The sequence below is a fragment of the Streptomyces sp. NBC_01450 genome, from assembly GCF_036227505.1.
Classification (GTDB): Bacteria; Actinomycetota; Actinomycetes; order Streptomycetales; family Streptomycetaceae; genus Streptomyces.
This window is the reverse complement of record NZ_CP109481.1, coordinates 1,622,036-1,637,211: the sequence shown is the minus strand read 5'-3', so window position 1 is coordinate 1,637,211 and position 15,176 is coordinate 1,622,036. Positions and strand designations below refer to the sequence as shown.

Below are 15,176 nucleotides of genomic sequence, written 5' to 3'. Positions count from 1 at the left end.
GCCGTGCCCTCAGCACCACTACCCAGCACCCGCCCCCGAGCACCCGCAACTGCCCCGCTACCAGCAGCTATACCCACCGAAGGAGGAATCCAGCACTAGGCCGTTGCCCGCTGGACACGGTAGCTCCAGCGTGTGAGTGACCGGACGACGGTTTCGGCACCGATGGGGTTGGCACTGTGAACGAAGACCGCTCCGATCCGAAAGGGCCGTCCGTTGAAGGCGGCTTCTTCCATGAGGGTCACCACCGGCATGATGGTGTCGTCGCCGCCAAGATCATGGTCGAGCCATAGCTCGTCAATGAAGCTGTCGCGGTGCTCTTCCAGAAGCTGGATGCCTTCGCGGCTGGTGCGGGCAATCCGCGTGGCCCTGGGGAGCGGTCGGAGGTCGTCTATGCCGAGGACGATGGGCATCGGCGCAGTCTGGGCTTCCTTCACTGGAATATTGTCACAGCGGGCGGGCGGGATAACCACGAGGTATTGAGGCTCTGCTGGGCGGGCCGCCGGTGCCCACAACAATGTGGGCCGCAGGCTCCTGCTGATCCGTGCTGAGCGGACCGGCACCCGTCTTGCCCGACGAGAGTGAGCGGAGGAACGGGACAGACGGGTGTCAGCCCAACGCTGGCCACCTCTCCCGGCAGAACTACCGGGACTCCTGGTAAGGGTGAAATAGCGGACCAGTTCGGCCTTGCCGATTGCCGGGAAGGACCGCAGACCCTCCAGCTCCTCGTCCGAGAACACCCGCGTGGCCATCGGCCCTCCCGCCCCGCGCGATCAACGCAGACGGGCACCGCCGGTACCCGGCCGAGCCGAGCGGGCAGAAGATATCTCCGAACTGACCCAAGCAGAACGGGGGTTAATGTAGCCTCCAGCGCCCCGTCGAAACGACCGGGGACCCTCTCGACGGGGCGGCTGCGACACTGCCGGGCGAGAGCGCCTGCCGCCGCTCGCCGACCACATGCCTGGGGGCACACATGGGCACATTCCAGCGCACCAACCTGTTCTACGGCGTCGACCACGAGCAGGTGTACGCCGCGCTGGAGGAGTTCTGGCGCCGCGAGGAGCACACGCTCAAGCTGGAGGACGTCAACGACGTCAACCGCGACTCCTACGCCCTGCGCGAGCGGCGCGGCGACTGGACCGTGCTGGAATGGACCCGGGGTTGGGAGTGGGACCTGCGCCGACGCGCCCAACTCTACGTCTCGCGCGCCTACGACTGTCCCGGGCTGCTGGTCTTCATCTACGACGACGACTTCTGGGGCTGCGAGCTGTTCCACCACGGCACGGCGATCGACCGGTTCCAGCAGGAGACCGACAACATCGGCTCGTTCTTCGGCGATCTTCCGTGCCAGGGGCGCCCCGACCTCCTGCTGGCCCAATTCCCGGCTCTGGACCTGGACATCGAGCATGCCCGCGCCTACCTGACCCATTACAGCATCGACGACCCCGCGTACGAGGACATCGAGTGGGAGAACGAGCACGACCCTCGAAACAGCCCCGCCCGCCCCGGCGATGGGTACGGCCGCCTTGAAGGAGGCGCGGACGCTGTACGCCCGTTGCGATAAGCGTCACCCCGTGACGGATATCCGTCACGATCGGAGCCTCTCCGGCCGCCGCCCGCGAAGGACCGGACGATTTTGGCGGTAGAGCGGTGATCTTGATATTGGACCGGCTGATCACGTGGCTGGCGCATGAGGTATGCCCGGCCGAGCTCAGCTGACCGCCCTGGCGTCGCTCTCGCCTCGCCACGGGCTGACGTGAGAGAGGACGGGATCGGTGTGAAACTGGGCACGGAAGGGTGATCCCCGTGTCGGACCCACCGCAGGCGTCCTCGGGTCCCGACACCGCCGTCGACGAGAATCGGCTGGAAGAGCTGATCATCGAGGCGCAGACTGCCCTGCCAGTCGAACTGCCCGCCCTGGCGAACCGGTGCGCCTCCGCCCTCGGCCTGGACACCGCGTTGATCTACCTCGCCGACCTGCAACAACAGCTGCTCATCCCGCTCGACGAGGCTTTGGAGCCGCTGCCGGTGGACCGCTCGTCGGCCGGCTGGGCGTACCGCACGGTCTCTCCGCGGGTGTCCGAGGCCGACGACGGCTTGATCCTCTGGATGCCTCTGGTCGATGGTGCGGAGCGGCTGGACGTGCTGGCGGTGCGAACCGCCTGGCTCGACGGGGTGCGGATGCGCCGCAGCCGGATGCTGGCCCATCTGTTCGCCATGCTGATCACCTCCAAGCGCGCCTACAGCGACTGGCTCGCCGCCCGCACCCGCACCGCGACCATGCGGTTGCCCGCCGAGATGCTGCGGGCCTTCCTGCCACCCCGCACCATCGGCAGCAGCAGATGCGTATCGACCGCGGTCCTGGAACCGGCGTACGGCATCGCTGGTGACGCCTTCGACCACTCGGTGGTCAAGAACATCCTGCACACCATGATCCTCGACGCCATGGGGCACGATCTGACCGCCGGCCTGACCACGTCGGTCGCCATGGCGGCAGCGCGCAACGCCCGCCGGGGCGGTGCCGACCTGGCCGACGTCGTCGGCTCCGTCGACCAGGCGCTCGCCCAGTGGCTGCCCGACTCCTTCTGCACCGGCGTGCTGTGCCGGCTCGACGCCGAGACCGGGGTGCTGCGCTGGGTCAACTGCGGTCACCCCCCCCACCGCTGCTGATCCGTGCCGAGCGGGTGGTCGCCCGGGCGCTGGACAGCCCCCACAGCCGCCGATCGGCCTGGCCGGCCCACTCGCCCCGGCAGCCTGGCAAGTCCACGAGGCGACCCTGGAACCGGGCGATTGCGTCCTGCTCTACACCGACGGCGTCGTGGAAGCTCGCGACGCGGACGGTGCGGAGTTCGGCCTTGACCGGTTCACTGACTTCATCATCCGCTCCTCCTCCGCCGGACAACGCCCGGCCGAGGTGCTGCGGCTGCTCATCCACGCCATCCTCGACTACCAGCGCAACCAACTGCGGGACGATGCATCCATCCTGCTCTTCGAATGGCGTCCACAGCACCGGTGACACGGCAGTCGGTGCGGGATGTCCTGTGCAACGGCGTCGCCGCGGCCGGACATGACCCTCACGCCATTCTTCTGCATCAGGCGAGTGTTCGTCACTTTTTGTGGACAAGGCATGCACAATGGGCGATGATCCACCTTCCTCTCCGTGGACGTGTTGGTGGGAGGTGGTTTCCTGCTGCTGTGGGCACCGTGGCAGGCCAGGGCGGTCGCCTTGCCGTTCCCTCACCGGGGCGACCGCCTCTCTTTCGTCAAGCCGGGTGAGGATGGTGGGCATGACGGATCGGGATCGGTTGGGGCGGGCCGCGGTGCACTCTGCGGCTGGCAGTGGAGACGTGGACGGCCTGAGGGCGCTGTTGGCTGAGGGTGCCGCCCCGGGGGCTGCCGATGTCGAGGATTGGACTCCGCTGCATTTTGCCGCTCAGGCGCAGGTGCCCGCTGCCGTCGAAGTCCTGTTGGCTGCGGGTGCGGCGGTTGATGTCGTGGACCGTCATGGCAATACGCCGTTGTGGAGGGCGGTGTTCTGTTCGCGGGGCGAAGGCGGGCAAGAACTACAAGACCCGCCTGTCGATCGCACTGCGCCTGCTGTGGCCCAAGCGCCCCTCGCCGCGCTCCGTTCTGGCGGCCGGGCTGGCGCATGGTCGAGGCGCCCGCCCTCGTGGGGGCGACAACTGCGTGAAAGCGCTCGCGGTCCTGGCCGACAGCACCGGTGAAATCCGCACCATTGCCAACCCGCGGCACCTCGACACAGCGCTCAGGCATCTGCGCCGGGCCTCCCACGTCGTGTGCCGCCGCCGGGGCCCCGACCGCCGCACTGGCCAGAAGCCGTCGAAACGGTGGGAAAAGGCCAACACCCGCCGTAACAAGGTTCATCACCGGGTGGCGAACCTGCGCACCGACGCCCTGCGCAAGCTCACCACTGCCGTGACCGCCGAGTTCGGCACCGTCGTGGTCGAGGACCTCAACGTCGCCGGGATGCTCCGCAACCGGCGCCTGGCCCGCCGGATCGCCGACGCCGGGTTCGGGGAGATCCGCCGTCAGCTCACCTGCAAGACCCGGAGGAACGGCTGCCGCGTCGTGGCCGCCGACCGCTGGTTCCCCTCCTCCAAGACCTGTTCCGGGTGCGGCGCGGGGAAAGCCAAACTGCCGCTGCACGTGCGGACCTACGAATGCGACGCCTGCGGCCTGGTCATCGACCGGGACGACAACGCGGCCCGCAACCTCGCCGCCCTCGCAGCAACAACAACACCAACTGGTACCGGAGTGGCCGCAGACCAGGACACCGCCAAGGTGTCGAAGCCTCGTGGAGTCGACCACAAGACCCGCACCACCCGTCCCCGCCGCACGACAGGGACGGGGCGGGCAGGCGGCGCAACCCTGCCGCACCAGCGCCAGACAGAAACGAGAGACCGTACTCAAGCCCAAGCCCCCCAGGCTTCGGTGATGTGACGGACCATCCAGGCCGAAATGAACCGGATTACCGAGAACTGACTACAGTCTCGGCAACGGAGATATGCGGGTGCCGACCGCCCGCAGGAGCGGGTGGGCCCCCTGCCAGCCCGCTCCTGCACGCATACGGCAGCCCGGGCGCCTCAGTGGCATGGGCGCCTGGGCTGCCGTTGTCGACGACGGCGTGGCCGAGAGGGTCGCCTGCCCGGCCCGCTGTCCGTGACCCCTCGACATCGTGGATGCCACTCCGGCCGGTAGCCGGGATGTCGCGTATACGGCTGCGGGAGCAGGGCCTGGGTGTGACTCAGAGCGAGGGCCTGATCTTCCAGTCGGACGGCATGGACGAGCTCGCCCGTCTGCGCTGCGGCACTATCCGCCGGTATTTCCGTGACCCGTCGGGTGGGTAGCCACCGCACCCGGGGCGCATCAGCGCGCCATTGAGATACCGGCGACACGAGGAGCAGTAGTCCATTTGCGGTCTTCCGGGGCGGCATGCCGTCCGGCCCGGTCACGTTCGCACGCGGAATCGAGCGGCCAATAGCACCAACGGCGCTTTCGAAAGGTTATGTGCAGCCCATGTGATGCTCCTGCGGGGATTATCGGTAATTGCATGTGCGCGTCGTGCGCGCCTGGGTGTCCGCAGTCGCGCCCCGTGATCACGCCAGGCAGTCCTCGAGGTCATTACTGGTCGGCCTTGGCGGTCGGCAAAAGGAATCCCTCGTCCGCATAATTGGGAAAGTTGCAGAATGTGTGCCCAAATGTGGGATATCCCGGGTGGTGTGTAACGCGGCGGCGGCTGCGTGACGCAGACCTATACGGGCCCGCGATGACCCATGAGGCGGTTGCCTCACCCCGGCTTGCAAGACGATGCGTCAGATTGGATTCCAGTGAGTAATCCCGACCCGATGCCCGGATACCCCTCCTACGGCCAAGCCCCGGGCGAACCACGCCGCTACCAGCGGAACCAGGGCGCTGCCCGACGGGCGGCCCTGGCCATCCAGACGGTCGCCGACATTGCTGCCGGCTTCCTGTTCCTGTGGATCCTGCTCCACTTGCTCGGAGCCAATGAGGGAAACGCCTTCGTCGAGTTCGTGCACGGAACGGCCGACTTGTTGGCCTGGTGGGCGCAGGACATTTTCACCATGGACACAGAGGCCCTTCGGGTTCTCCTCAACTACGGTCTGCCCGCCCTGCTTTATGTGCTCGTCGGCCATGGGATCGCTGTGCGGCTCAGTCGCGTCTGACCGCATTCCTGCCCTTGAAGTCACCAAGGATTTCAGGGTCCGTTCAGGCGGCACAGAAGTACGACACCAAGGAGGACGAGCCCTGTGACATCCAACCCGACCGAAAATGATCACCTGCCGGTTTACGAAAGCCTGGTGCGTGAACGCGGCGATGCCGTGGCAGAAGCTCGCGTGGTGGCCGAAGAGACGCAGCGCCGGATAGCGCAAGTCTTGAACTGGCATGACGCACGCCATCTCGGGCACCCTTCGAGCTAACTCGCCCTGGAAGTCGGAGTGCGGAGCCTTGTATGAGCAGCCTGGACATCGTGGAGCCTGAACACCTGGAAGTGTCCCATCTCTTTTACCGAGACCCCGCTCTGTACGACAGCGTGCAGTCCGACCTGAACGCAAGGAGTCCCGGCTCGATCTCTACAAGTTGAGCCACCGGCTTGTCACCCTCGGCGCGCCCCCTGGGCGATGTAGCGGTGGAGCAGAGTGAGTCCGCCGGTGTATCCGAGCTCGCGCGCCGCTCTGTCCCCGTGCGTGGGTGAACGAGGTCTCCACCCTGAAGGCCGTTTGAGTGACTGGAGCATCAGCTTCCGTACGCGGACACGCAACGTGTGGTGCGATGCCCACGTGAAATCCGGGGGTCGGGCTCGGAAAGTGACGCCCGCCCTGGATCCGTGGACGATTGAAGGGAAGCCCATGGTGCTCCGCGCGCTGGCCGCGACTGGTGTTGCCGCATCATTGTTCGGCTCGTCGGCCTTCGGCGGCAACCTGCCCTCGCCGTCGGACCGGATCGTCATCGACACGGTCGCGGTCAACGGCTCCGGCTGCCCGGCGGGGACGGCCGCCGTGACCGTGTCCCCTGACAACACCGCCTTCACCGTCATCTACAGCAACTACCTCGCCCGCGTGGGGCCCGGGTCGGCGCCGACCGACCGGAAGAAGGACTGTCAGCTCAACCTGCGAGTGCACGTCCCCGGTGGCTACACCTACGCGATCGTGTCCGCCGGCTACCACGGCTTCGCGTCACTGGCGCCGGGTGCGTCCGGGACCCAGCGGGCCAGCTACCACTTCCAGGGCAACGCCCACACCACCAACTCGACCCACCACTTCACGGGCGGGTTCAACGGCAACTGGCAGACGACCGACACCGTGGACGTCGCCGCCCGGGTCTTCGCCCCCTGCGGAGAGGAGCGCAACCTCAACATCAACACTGAACTGCGGGTCGAGCGCGGCACCTCGAGCCCGAGCGCCACCAGCTTCATGGAGATGGACTCAACGGACGGCAGGATCAAAACCGTGTACCACATGGCCTGGAAGCGGTGTCGTTGATCTCCTGGCGCTGCGATCGGCGGGTGCGTCCAGCCCAACGGCTCTCGTCATCGGTGGTAGCACTGTGTAGTGATCACCGGAGGAGAATGCGCTGGCGGAGCAGGGGTAACTCGGCTCGCCCGTGCATCTGCCTCTTGCGGCATGCGAGCTGCCGAGTGACATCCAAAAGTCATCAACGTTGATCAAGCCGACACCTCCTTGAGTGACTCCCGAAGTCACCGACGAAGAAGCAGGCGCAGTCAAGCGACGGCCCGAGGTGGTCGATGATGCGGTCGGCCGCAGACAGCAGAACCCGGTCCGGACGGATGCGGGCGGTGTGGCGAGGACGCGGTGTCAGGGCTGGTCGATCTGCGCGGCGGCCTCCTCCAGGTCGGCGACGGTCCCCGACATGATCATCCGTACATGCCTGGTGATGGACTGCAGGGGCCAGTCCCACCACGCCACGGCGAGGAGCCGGGCGATGTCCGCAGCGTCGTAGCGGGTGCGGATGAGCCGGGCCGGGTTGCCGCCGACGATGCCGTAGTCGGGGACGTCTCCGGTGACCACGGCGCTGGCGGCGATGATCGCGCCGTGACCGATGCGTACACCGGGCATGACCGTGGCGCCGTGGCCGAACCACACGTCGTTGCCGACGACCGTGTCGCCCCGGCCGGGCAGGTCGGTGATCAGGTCGAAGTGCTCCGCCCAGGAGCCCCCCATGGTGGGGAACGGAAAGGTGGAAGGACCGTCCATGCGGTGGTTGGCGCCGTTCATGATGAACCGGGTGCCTGTCCCCAGCGCGCAGTACTTGCCGATGACAAGCCGCTCGGGACCGTAGTGGTAAAGGACGTTGCGCGCCTCGAACGCGGTCGGGTCGTCCGGATCGTCGTAGTAGGAGAAGTCACCGACCTCGATAAGCGGCGACTTCACCAGCGGTTTGAGCAGAACCACGCGCGGGTGCTCGGGCATCGGGTGGAGCACGGTGGGGTCAGCGGGAACGGGCGGCATCGTGGAGGCGGTTCCTCTCTAGTGGACCTAGGGCGTCATCCTGGTGTGTGCTGGGAGGTGTCCCGCTGGAGGAGCCTCCAGCGGGACACCTCCCAGCCGAGGCGGTTGTTGTTGTCAACGGCTGTTCGCGGATGCCACGTTCGAGGTGGTGACCGCATCTGCATCGGTGGAACGTTGCGGCGCCACGGAGCCTTCCGCGGGCTTGGCCCTCGCCAGCCACAGGCCGGTGAACACGGCGGTGGCCAATGTGATGGCGCCAGCCGCGACGAAGGCGCTGTTGAGGCCCGTCTCGAAGGAGGCGCCGCCGGATTGCCGGGTGCGGACGATAGCTCCGAGTACCGCCACGCCGAGCACCGCGCCGATCTGCCGGGTGGTGCTGCTGATGCCTGATGCGAGGCCGCCTTCCTGCGGGCTGACTGCTTGGATGGCGGCTCCCGTCAGTGGGGACATGGTCAGGGCGAAGCCGATGCCGACGACTCCCAGCCGCCACCACACGTTCCCGTAGCCGGTGTCGGCGTGCACCATACCGAGCGCCAGCAGTCCCAGGCCGGCCAGGACCAGGCCGGTGGTAACCACGATTCGGAAGCCGTACCGGGCGGCGAGCCGGCCCGCGTACGGGCTGACGATCACCATGGCGAGGGATACCGGCAGGGTCTGCAGGCCGGCGCGCAGGATCGAGCTGCCCTGGACGTACACGAAGAACTGGGAGAAGAAGAACGACGAACCCATGAGCGCGAACCCCACCACGACCATGGCGGTGTTGGACACGGTGAACAGGCGCTGCCCAAACAGCCGCATCGGCAGCATCGGCGCGGAACGACGCGCTTCGACGGCGACGAAGGCGGCGAGGAGGATCACCGCGGCGGTGCAACTGCCCAGGATCGCCGGCGACGTCCAGCCGCGGGCACCACCCTCGATCAGCCCGTAGGTCAGCACCCCCACTCCCAGAACGGACAGCACCGTCCCCGGGATGTCGATCGCGGGGGCGCTCGGATTGCGGGTCTCTTCAAGGCTGTGCAGACCGAACAGCAGAAGGACCACGCCGATGGGCAGATTCACCAGGAAGATGGCGGGCCAGCCGAAGGCATCCGTCAGCACGCCGCCAGCCACGGGGCCTGCGGCCAGACCGATTCCGCTGAATCCGGCCCACATCCCGATCGCCTTGATTCGTTCTTGCGGCGCGGGATGGGCGGCGGCGAGCAGGGCGAGCGAGGCAGGGCTCAGCGCCGCGGCCCCGATGCCCTGCAGCACCCGGCCGGCGATAAGCCAGCCGAGCGAGGGCGCGAGGCTGCACAGCAGCGACGCGGCGGTGAACACCGCCACGCCGGTCAGGTACACCCGCTTGCGGCCGAACCGGTCGGCGAAGACACCACCGGACAGCAGCAGCATGGCGACCAGCAGTACGTACGCGTCGACGATCCATTGCAGACCGGTCAGCTGAGTGTGCAGCCGGTGCTGCATATCGGGCAGCGCCGCTCCAACAATCGTGTTGTCGAGCAGGACCATGAACTGGCCCAGGCAGGTCACCGTGAGCAGCACAGCCCGGTTCGATCGACTGCCTACGGTCGCATGCGATGCAGCCATGGGGATCCCCCTCAATCGGTAGTTGCGCCCGGTCACGGTCGATGCGGGTGGCGATACAGCTGAGCGCCCTAAAGCAGTCAGTGACTGCGTTAGGCGACTATAAAGAGGGTGGCCTCGCAAACGCAAGTCGTGACTGCGTTAAGGTGGGGGCATGAACGAGCGACAGCGAGCCCGGCGGCCCGGTGGGCGCAGCGCCCGCGTCGGCGCGCAGGTGCACCAGGCCGTCACCGACCTGATCAGTGAGCGCGGCTACGGCAACTTCACCGTCGGCGAGGTCGCAGCCCGCGCAGGCGTAGCCGACAGCAGCATCTACCGCCGGTGGGCCAACCTGGAAACCCTGCTCACCGACGTGGCGCTCACCCGCCTCAATGCGCAGTCGCCGATGCCCGACACCGGGAGCCTGGCTGGCGACCTGCGCACTTACGCGGCCCAAGTGGCCCGCGAGATCACCGGACCCGACGGTCCGGCGGTGCTGCACCTGGCCGTCGCCCTGTCGAGCAGCGGTCGGCAGGGCCTGCAGGCTGGTGCCGACCTCCGCGCCGAGCGCACCCGCCAACTGCAGTCCATGCTCGATCGCGCCCGCGACCGTGGCGAGCACGCACCCGACGCGTTCGACGTGCTGGACCACATCCTGGCCCCGATGTATATCCGCGTCCTGTTCGGCATGGGCCCGCTCGCCCCGGACTACATCGACGGCCTGGTCGACCGATTGCTGTGACCTCAACCCGGTTCCCGCGATCAGCCCTCGGACGCGGTGCCAGGGCTCCGTGAGGTGCTCGCCGACACGCGCCCGGCCAGCTCAGGCATCCGGCCCTTGGCTGGCTCACGCGGCCTGGCTGAATCCGTCGGTCGGCGGGCCGTCGCCGCGGATCGGGGTGAAGTCGACGTCCAGGTGCGGGTTGTAGGCGTCGAGTTCGTCGGCGGCCATCCGGACTCCAAGATCATCCCGTGGCGGGTTTCTGGCGTATCTGGGTCATTCCCCTTGTAGCGGCGCGGGGCGACTCAACTCTCGTAGTGCTGGACCGTGCTCCACCGCGCGGGATGCCCGCAGCTCAGTGGCCCCGGTCTGGGTGTGGCTGGGTCGGCAGGGCCCGGACCGGAGGATTGGGCTGGGACAGCGCGTGGAGGAGCTGTCGGTTGTGCGTGGTCAGTTGGTTGACGACGCGGACGAGATGCTCGACGTCCGTCCGCAGCTGGGCGAGTTCGGTGGCGTCCTTGGCGCGGAGCTCCGGCAGTCACGCCCGCGGGGGGAACAGCGCCGACCACCTGTATGTGAAGTCGGCGGCCGCCGCCTGGCTCCGCAACCGGGACACGCAGGCCGACCTCGAGTTCGTCCAGCCGGAGGGGGCGCCGATCGGCTCGGTGGTGGACCTCCGGTTTCAGCACGGCGGGCTGCCCGTGCACTTGGACCAGGCCTCGGGGTCCTAGCCCAGACACCAGCCGCAAAGTAGCGGATGATCACACGCTCGCCGCTGTGGCGGCCTTCGCGTCGTGCTCGAGCAGCATCCGCATGACGGTGGCGGGTGAGGGGTGCTGGCCCTTCTTCGTGCCGGTGGTGATGACGAGCCTCTTGGCGATGTCGCGAAGGCTCATCTCCTGGTCGCGCAGGTGGAGGGCCATGGACAGCATGTCGTCGTTCGTAACGCCCGCGCCGCCGATGGTCTTGCCGCGCTTGCGGGCGGACTCGTGGCCTTCGAGGGTGCGGTCGCGGATGTACTCGCGCTCCATGCCGGACATGGCCGCGAGCACGTTGAACACGATCCCGGAGGGGTCGTGCGAGCCCTTCAGTTCTCCGGTGAGGAACTCCAGGCCGACGTCGCTGGCCTTCAGCTCTTCGGTGAGCATGGCGAGTTCGATGCCGCGGCCGAGCCGCTTGTGCTCGTGGGCGACGAGGGTCACGGCGACGCCGGAGGAGCGAATCTCCCCGGCGAGCTTCACGGCGGCGTCCAGCTCGGGGCGCCGGGTGGCGCGGGTGGAGATCTTCTCTGAGAAGACCCGGGTCGCCCCGGCCTCGGCGAGGGAGTCGAGCTGCGCGTCGAGGGACTGTCGGGCGGTCGAGGCCCGTGCGTAGCCGAGGCGGATGTGCCCGACCGGTTCGGCGCCGGCGCTCACCGGCCGGGGCAGCACGGTCCACGCCGACCCCGGCTTGCGTAGGGCGGGGGTCGGCACGCTGAGCATCTTGGCGAGTTGGGGCACGAGGCGGAAGCGGGCGGTGTGGTACTGGATGGCCACTTTGCCCTTGCCGGTCCGGCACGGGGAACCCGCGGGGGCCGCGCAGGTGGACATCGGGCAGTCGCGCGATTCCACGAGCTTGAAGTCGTTGCTCGCGCCCTGGAGCGTTTCATGAGGGTGTTTCAGGAGTCCAGCTGTTTGCAACAACTCATGAAACGTGATCGCCGCAGGTGGACCGCCGGGCGGGCGGGTGTTTTACGAGCGACCGCCTATGAAACGGGGTGTCACATCAGGCGCGTCCGGCCGACGGTCGATCTCGCGGCGGATCAGTCAGGCGAGTCGGCGCTCGCCGAAGGTGGCGATGGCCTCACCGCCGGACCCGGCGACCGCGACGGCGATCACTGGGGTCGGGGGGCGGGGTAGGGCTGGACACGCGACCCGCGTCGTAACAGAATCAGTTGCGACACAGTTGACGGGAGGCATCATGGGCGCAAGCAGTCGCATGACTGTGGCCACGCACGCGCTGACTTGGATGGCGCGGGTCTGCCCCAAGCGCCCCGATGGCATCGTGACGTCCGAACAGATCGCCGCCAGCGTCAACACCAACCCTGTCGTCATTCGCCGCACCCTCGGACGTCTGAGGGATGCGGGTCTGGTGGAGTCGCAGCGCGGTCAAGGGGCGGGCTGGCGGCTGGCCCGCACTCCGGAGTCGATCACCCTGAGGGATGTCTACCTCGCTGTCGAGCCCAATCCGCTCATCGCGCTTCACCCTGCGCCTCCCAATCAGGAGTGCCCGGTCGGCAGGGGCATCCCGCCCGTGCTGCGGGAGGTGTACGGCCGTGCGGAGGGGGCGATGAGAGCCGAACTAGCAGCCGTAACCGTTGCTGACATGGCGAGGGAGACGGTTCCCGGCCCTTGATTCCAGCCAGCAGTTCCAGCCAGCAGCTCCTGTCGGCCGGTCCCCGCGGACCGGCCTCTCTTCGGAGCGCAGTCGTAACCATCTCTGTTACATCAGAATACCTGGAGGCCCCTGCATCGTGTACCGATCGCTTGTCGTCCTCGCCGCCGGAATGTTCGCTATCGGCACTGACAGCTTCGTCATCGCCGGGATCCTGCCGGACGCGGCGGACTCCCTCGGCGTTCCCGTCGGCACCGCGGGTTGGCTGCTGAGTGCCTACGCCTTAACCTACGCCGTCCTCGGCCCTGTCATGGCGGCACTCACCACCCGCTGGCCACGCCGCATGCTGTTTCTCGCCGGATTCGCCATCTTCACCGCCGGCAACCTCGTGACCGCCTTCATTCCCGTCTTCGGCGTGGCCCTGGCCGCGCGAGCGCTCGCCGGGCTCGGCGGAGCCATGGTCACCCCCGCCGCAGTCGCCGCAGCCGCCGCGCTGGCTCCCCCGGAGCACCGCGGCAGGGCCATCGCCACCGTCATGACCGGCCTCAGCGCCGCGACCGCCCTGGGTGCGCCCATCGGCACAGCGCTCGGCAGCCTCACCGGCAACTGGCGCGCCACCATGCTGTTCGTCTCCGCACTCGGAATGCTGGCCGCCGTCGCCATCGCCCTGCTCCTGCCCGCGATCTCCACGCCCCCGGCAGTCCCGCTGCGCACCCGCGTCGCCCCGCTCACCGACCGCCGCATCGGCCTGACCCTGTTGACCACCCTCCTCGTCTACACCGGCCTGTACACCGTCTACTCCTTCATCGGCGAAAGCCTCAACCGCGCCACCGGCGGCAGCGGCACCACCCTCGCCGCGCTGCTGTGCGTGTGGGGCCTGGCTGCCACCGCCGGAACCCTTGGCTCGGGCGGCCTGATCGACCGCTTCGGCAGCCGCCGCATCATCAACACCGCGATCACCGTGGCCGCGATCGACTTCGCACTGCTGCCGTGGACGAGCGCACACCTGACCTCCACCATCGCGGCACTCCTGGTCTGGGGCGTGTGCGGATGGGGGCTCCTGGCACCGCAAACCCACCGCCTGATCACCACCCTGCCGACAGCAGCCCCCCTGCTCACCGGACTTGCCTCAGCCACGGTCTACATCGGTGTCTCGGTCGCACCCCTGGTCGGACAAGCTGGCATGGCGCGGTTCGGCGCCCACTGGCTAGTGCCGCATCAGGCAACGTTTGCCCTGTCCACGAGGGCGCGTAGGCGCCGGTCATCGGCGTGGCGGTTTCGCCAGATGATGTAGCGGCGGATCATGCTGCCCTGTTCCTTGTGGCTGGCGTGGTCGGTGCCGTCGAGGGTGAAGTAGCGCAGGGCGGTGAACTGGGCCTCGATGCGGTTGAGCCAGGAGCTGTTGGTGGGGGTGTAGGCGATCTCGACGTTGTTTGTGGTGGCCCAGGTGCCGACCCGCTGGCACCGTTTCGTGGTCAGGTGCGGGGAGAAGTTGTCGCAGACGATCGCGATGCGGACCTCGGGTGGATAGAGGCTGCGCAGGTAGCGGCAGAACTCCAGGAACTGGGTGCGCTTCTTGACCGGCTTGATGTGGCCGTAGAGCTTGTCCTTGGCCAGGTCCAGGGCGGCGAACAGGTGCCGCACTCCGTCGTAGCGGTTGTAGGTCGCCCGCCGCCTGCGGCGGGGTTCGCGGTCGGGGTCTTTGTGCCTGCCGCCGCGTTCGGCCCACTGCCGGCCCGGGTGGGGCATCAGGTTGAGGGGCCCGAACTCGTCCATGCAGAAGACGACTTCGGGCTCGCCCTCTTCAGGTATGACCTCGCCGTCGGCGATCGCGTAGAGGTGTTCGACGCGGGCCTTCTTGGCCGCGTAGTCGGGGTCGCGGGAGGTCTTCCAGGTCTTCAGGCGTTGAAAGGAGACGCCTTCCTCGCGGAGCAGGATGCGCAGGCCCTCGTGGCTGATGTCGTCGACCACCCCCTCGGCGACCAGGAAGTCCGCCAGCTTGGTCAGACTCCAGGTCGAGAACGGCAGGTCGTGCTCGGCCGGCTTGGACTTCGCGATCTTCTTGATCTCGCGCCGCTCAGGCAGGGTGAAGGTCTTCGGCCGACCACCCTTGTACTTCGGATACAGGGAGTCGAAGCCGTCGGTGTTGAAGTTGTGGATCACATCGCGGACCCGGTCATCGCTGGTGAACGTCACTTCGGCGACCTTCGCCACCGGCATGCCCTGCGCGGACAGCAGGATCATCTGGGCACGCCGCCAGGTCACCACCGACCCGGTGCCCCGGCGGATGATCCGAAGCAGCCGTCTGCCCTCGTCATCGTCGATCTCGCGTACACGTACTCGTTCCGCCACCCGGACAGCGTGACGGACCCGCGCCGCCCGGCACAGCACCGAGGCGGCGCGTCACATCACAACAGGGCAAACGTTGCCTGCCGCGGCACTAGTAGCGTGTCGCTGCTTAGGTATGGGCTGTTTGATTGAGAGGCTTGCGTCTGGCAGATTCCTCTCCCGCTCTG

15 protein-coding genes and 2 pseudogenes are annotated in these 15,176 nt (G+C 67.8%); 12 read left to right on the top strand and 5 right to left on the bottom strand.

Annotation, left to right across the window (positions count from 1 at the left end):
* Positions 1–95: 95 nt before the first annotated feature.
* Positions 96–410 carry a cyclic-phosphate processing receiver domain-containing protein gene (locus OG568_RS56200; RefSeq protein ID WP_329538303.1) on the bottom strand — a complete coding sequence of 105 codons (315 nt, stop codon included), beginning with the start codon at positions 408–410 and terminating at the stop codon, positions 96–98.
* A 560-nt stretch (positions 411–970) separates the two neighbouring features.
* Here OG568_RS56200 and OG568_RS56195 point away from each other — a divergent pair.
* From OG568_RS56195 to OG568_RS56165, 8 genes and pseudogenes are all read left to right on the top strand, one after another.
* Positions 971–1,561, top strand: coding sequence for a hypothetical protein (locus OG568_RS56195; RefSeq protein WP_329537720.1), 591 nt, complete (start codon positions 971–973; stop codon positions 1,559–1,561).
* 233 nt (positions 1,562–1,794) lie between these two features.
* Positions 1,795–3,013, top strand: a pseudogene (locus OG568_RS56190) (PP2C family protein-serine/threonine phosphatase).
* A 118-nt stretch (positions 3,014–3,131) separates the two neighbouring features.
* Positions 3,132–3,485 (top strand): annotated as a pseudogene (locus OG568_RS61980) (ankyrin repeat domain-containing protein); the annotation flags it as partial.
* 16 nt (positions 3,486–3,501) lie between these two features.
* A complete protein-coding gene (locus tag OG568_RS56185; protein ID WP_329537719.1) occupies positions 3,502–4,458 on the top strand; it encodes an RNA-guided endonuclease TnpB family protein in 957 nt (318 codons plus the stop codon).
* Positions 4,459–4,721: 263 nt separating this feature from the next.
* Positions 4,722–4,865, top strand: a complete 144-nt coding sequence (locus OG568_RS56180; RefSeq protein WP_329537718.1) for a hypothetical protein — start codon at positions 4,722–4,724, stop codon at positions 4,863–4,865.
* 480 nt (positions 4,866–5,345) lie between these two features.
* Positions 5,346–5,702, top strand: coding sequence for a hypothetical protein (locus tag OG568_RS56175; RefSeq protein WP_329537717.1), 357 nt, complete (start codon positions 5,346–5,348; stop codon positions 5,700–5,702).
* A gap of 84 nt (positions 5,703–5,786) precedes the next feature.
* The gene (locus OG568_RS56170) at positions 5,787–5,957 is read left to right on the top strand and encodes a hypothetical protein (RefSeq protein ID WP_329537715.1); all 171 of its coding nucleotides are present in this window, start codon (positions 5,787–5,789) and stop codon (positions 5,955–5,957) included.
* Positions 5,958–6,389: 432 nt separating this feature from the next.
* The gene (locus OG568_RS56165) at positions 6,390–7,019 is read left to right on the top strand and encodes a DUF4360 domain-containing protein (RefSeq protein ID WP_443077984.1); all 630 of its coding nucleotides are present in this window, start codon (positions 6,390–6,392) and stop codon (positions 7,017–7,019) included.
* A gap of 333 nt (positions 7,020–7,352) precedes the next feature.
* Here OG568_RS56165 and OG568_RS56160 read toward each other — a convergent pair whose 3' ends face one another.
* Positions 7,353–8,006 carry a CatB-related O-acetyltransferase gene (locus OG568_RS56160; RefSeq protein ID WP_329537711.1) on the bottom strand — a complete coding sequence of 218 codons (654 nt, stop codon included), beginning with the start codon at positions 8,004–8,006 and terminating at the stop codon, positions 7,353–7,355.
* A gap of 114 nt (positions 8,007–8,120) precedes the next feature.
* A complete protein-coding gene (locus tag OG568_RS56155; RefSeq protein ID WP_329538302.1) occupies positions 8,121–9,590 on the bottom strand; it encodes an MFS transporter in 1,470 nt (489 codons plus the stop codon).
* Positions 9,591–9,741: 151 nt separating this feature from the next.
* On the opposite strand from OG568_RS56155, the gene OG568_RS56150 reads away from it, so the two are divergent.
* Together OG568_RS56150 and OG568_RS56145 are read left to right on the top strand one after the other, a co-directional pair.
* Complete coding sequence (locus OG568_RS56150) at positions 9,742–10,308, top strand: TetR/AcrR family transcriptional regulator (protein WP_329537710.1); 567 nt, start codon at positions 9,742–9,744, stop codon at positions 10,306–10,308.
* 497 nt (positions 10,309–10,805) lie between these two features.
* Positions 10,806–11,018, top strand: coding sequence for a hypothetical protein (locus tag OG568_RS56145; RefSeq protein WP_329537709.1), 213 nt, complete (start codon positions 10,806–10,808; stop codon positions 11,016–11,018).
* Between the two features lie 30 nt (positions 11,019–11,048).
* On the opposite strand, the gene OG568_RS56140 is transcribed toward OG568_RS56145, so the two are convergent.
* Positions 11,049–11,969, bottom strand: a complete 921-nt coding sequence (locus OG568_RS56140) for a recombinase family protein (protein ID WP_329537708.1) — start codon at positions 11,967–11,969, stop codon at positions 11,049–11,051.
* A 277-nt stretch (positions 11,970–12,246) separates the two neighbouring features.
* Between OG568_RS56140 and OG568_RS56135 the strand changes: the two genes are divergently transcribed.
* Together OG568_RS56135 and OG568_RS56130 are read left to right on the top strand one after the other, a co-directional pair.
* Positions 12,247–12,681 (top strand): Rrf2 family transcriptional regulator, encoded by a 435-nt coding sequence (locus OG568_RS56135; RefSeq protein ID WP_329537707.1) that lies wholly within the window; start codon positions 12,247–12,249, stop codon positions 12,679–12,681.
* A gap of 118 nt (positions 12,682–12,799) precedes the next feature.
* Positions 12,800–13,954: an MFS transporter gene (locus OG568_RS56130; protein WP_329537706.1), complete on the top strand. Its 1,155-nt coding sequence runs from the start codon at positions 12,800–12,802 to the stop codon at positions 13,952–13,954.
* Here the strand turns inward: OG568_RS56130 and OG568_RS56125 are convergent.
* A complete protein-coding gene (locus OG568_RS56125; protein ID WP_329537705.1) occupies positions 13,879–15,012 on the bottom strand; it encodes an IS630 family transposase in 1,134 nt (377 codons plus the stop codon). The two genes, OG568_RS56130 and OG568_RS56125, sit on opposite strands and share 76 nt — an antisense overlap.
* Positions 15,013–15,176 lie beyond the last annotated feature (164 nt).

Coding starts and splice junctions, on each gene's coding strand:
- OG568_RS56155 (WP_329538302.1), bottom strand. CDS start 9,590: ATGGCTGCATCGCATGCGACCGTAGGCAGTCGATCGAACCGGGCTGTG.
- OG568_RS56195 (WP_329537720.1), top strand. CDS start 971: ATGGGCACATTCCAGCGCACCAACCTGTTCTACGGCGTCGACCACGAG.
- OG568_RS56180 (WP_329537718.1), top strand. CDS start 4,722: ATGTCGCGTATACGGCTGCGGGAGCAGGGCCTGGGTGTGACTCAGAGC.
- OG568_RS56185 (WP_329537719.1), top strand. CDS start 3,502: ATGGCAATACGCCGTTGTGGAGGGCGGTGTTCTGTTCGCGGGGCGAAG.
- OG568_RS56150 (WP_329537710.1), top strand. CDS start 9,742: ATGAACGAGCGACAGCGAGCCCGGCGGCCCGGTGGGCGCAGCGCCCGC.
- OG568_RS56160 (WP_329537711.1), bottom strand. CDS start 8,006: ATGCCGCCCGTTCCCGCTGACCCCACCGTGCTCCACCCGATGCCCGAG.
- OG568_RS56135 (WP_329537707.1), top strand. CDS start 12,247: ATGGGCGCAAGCAGTCGCATGACTGTGGCCACGCACGCGCTGACTTGG.
- OG568_RS56200 (WP_329538303.1), bottom strand. CDS start 410: ATGCCCATCGTCCTCGGCATAGACGACCTCCGACCGCTCCCCAGGGCC.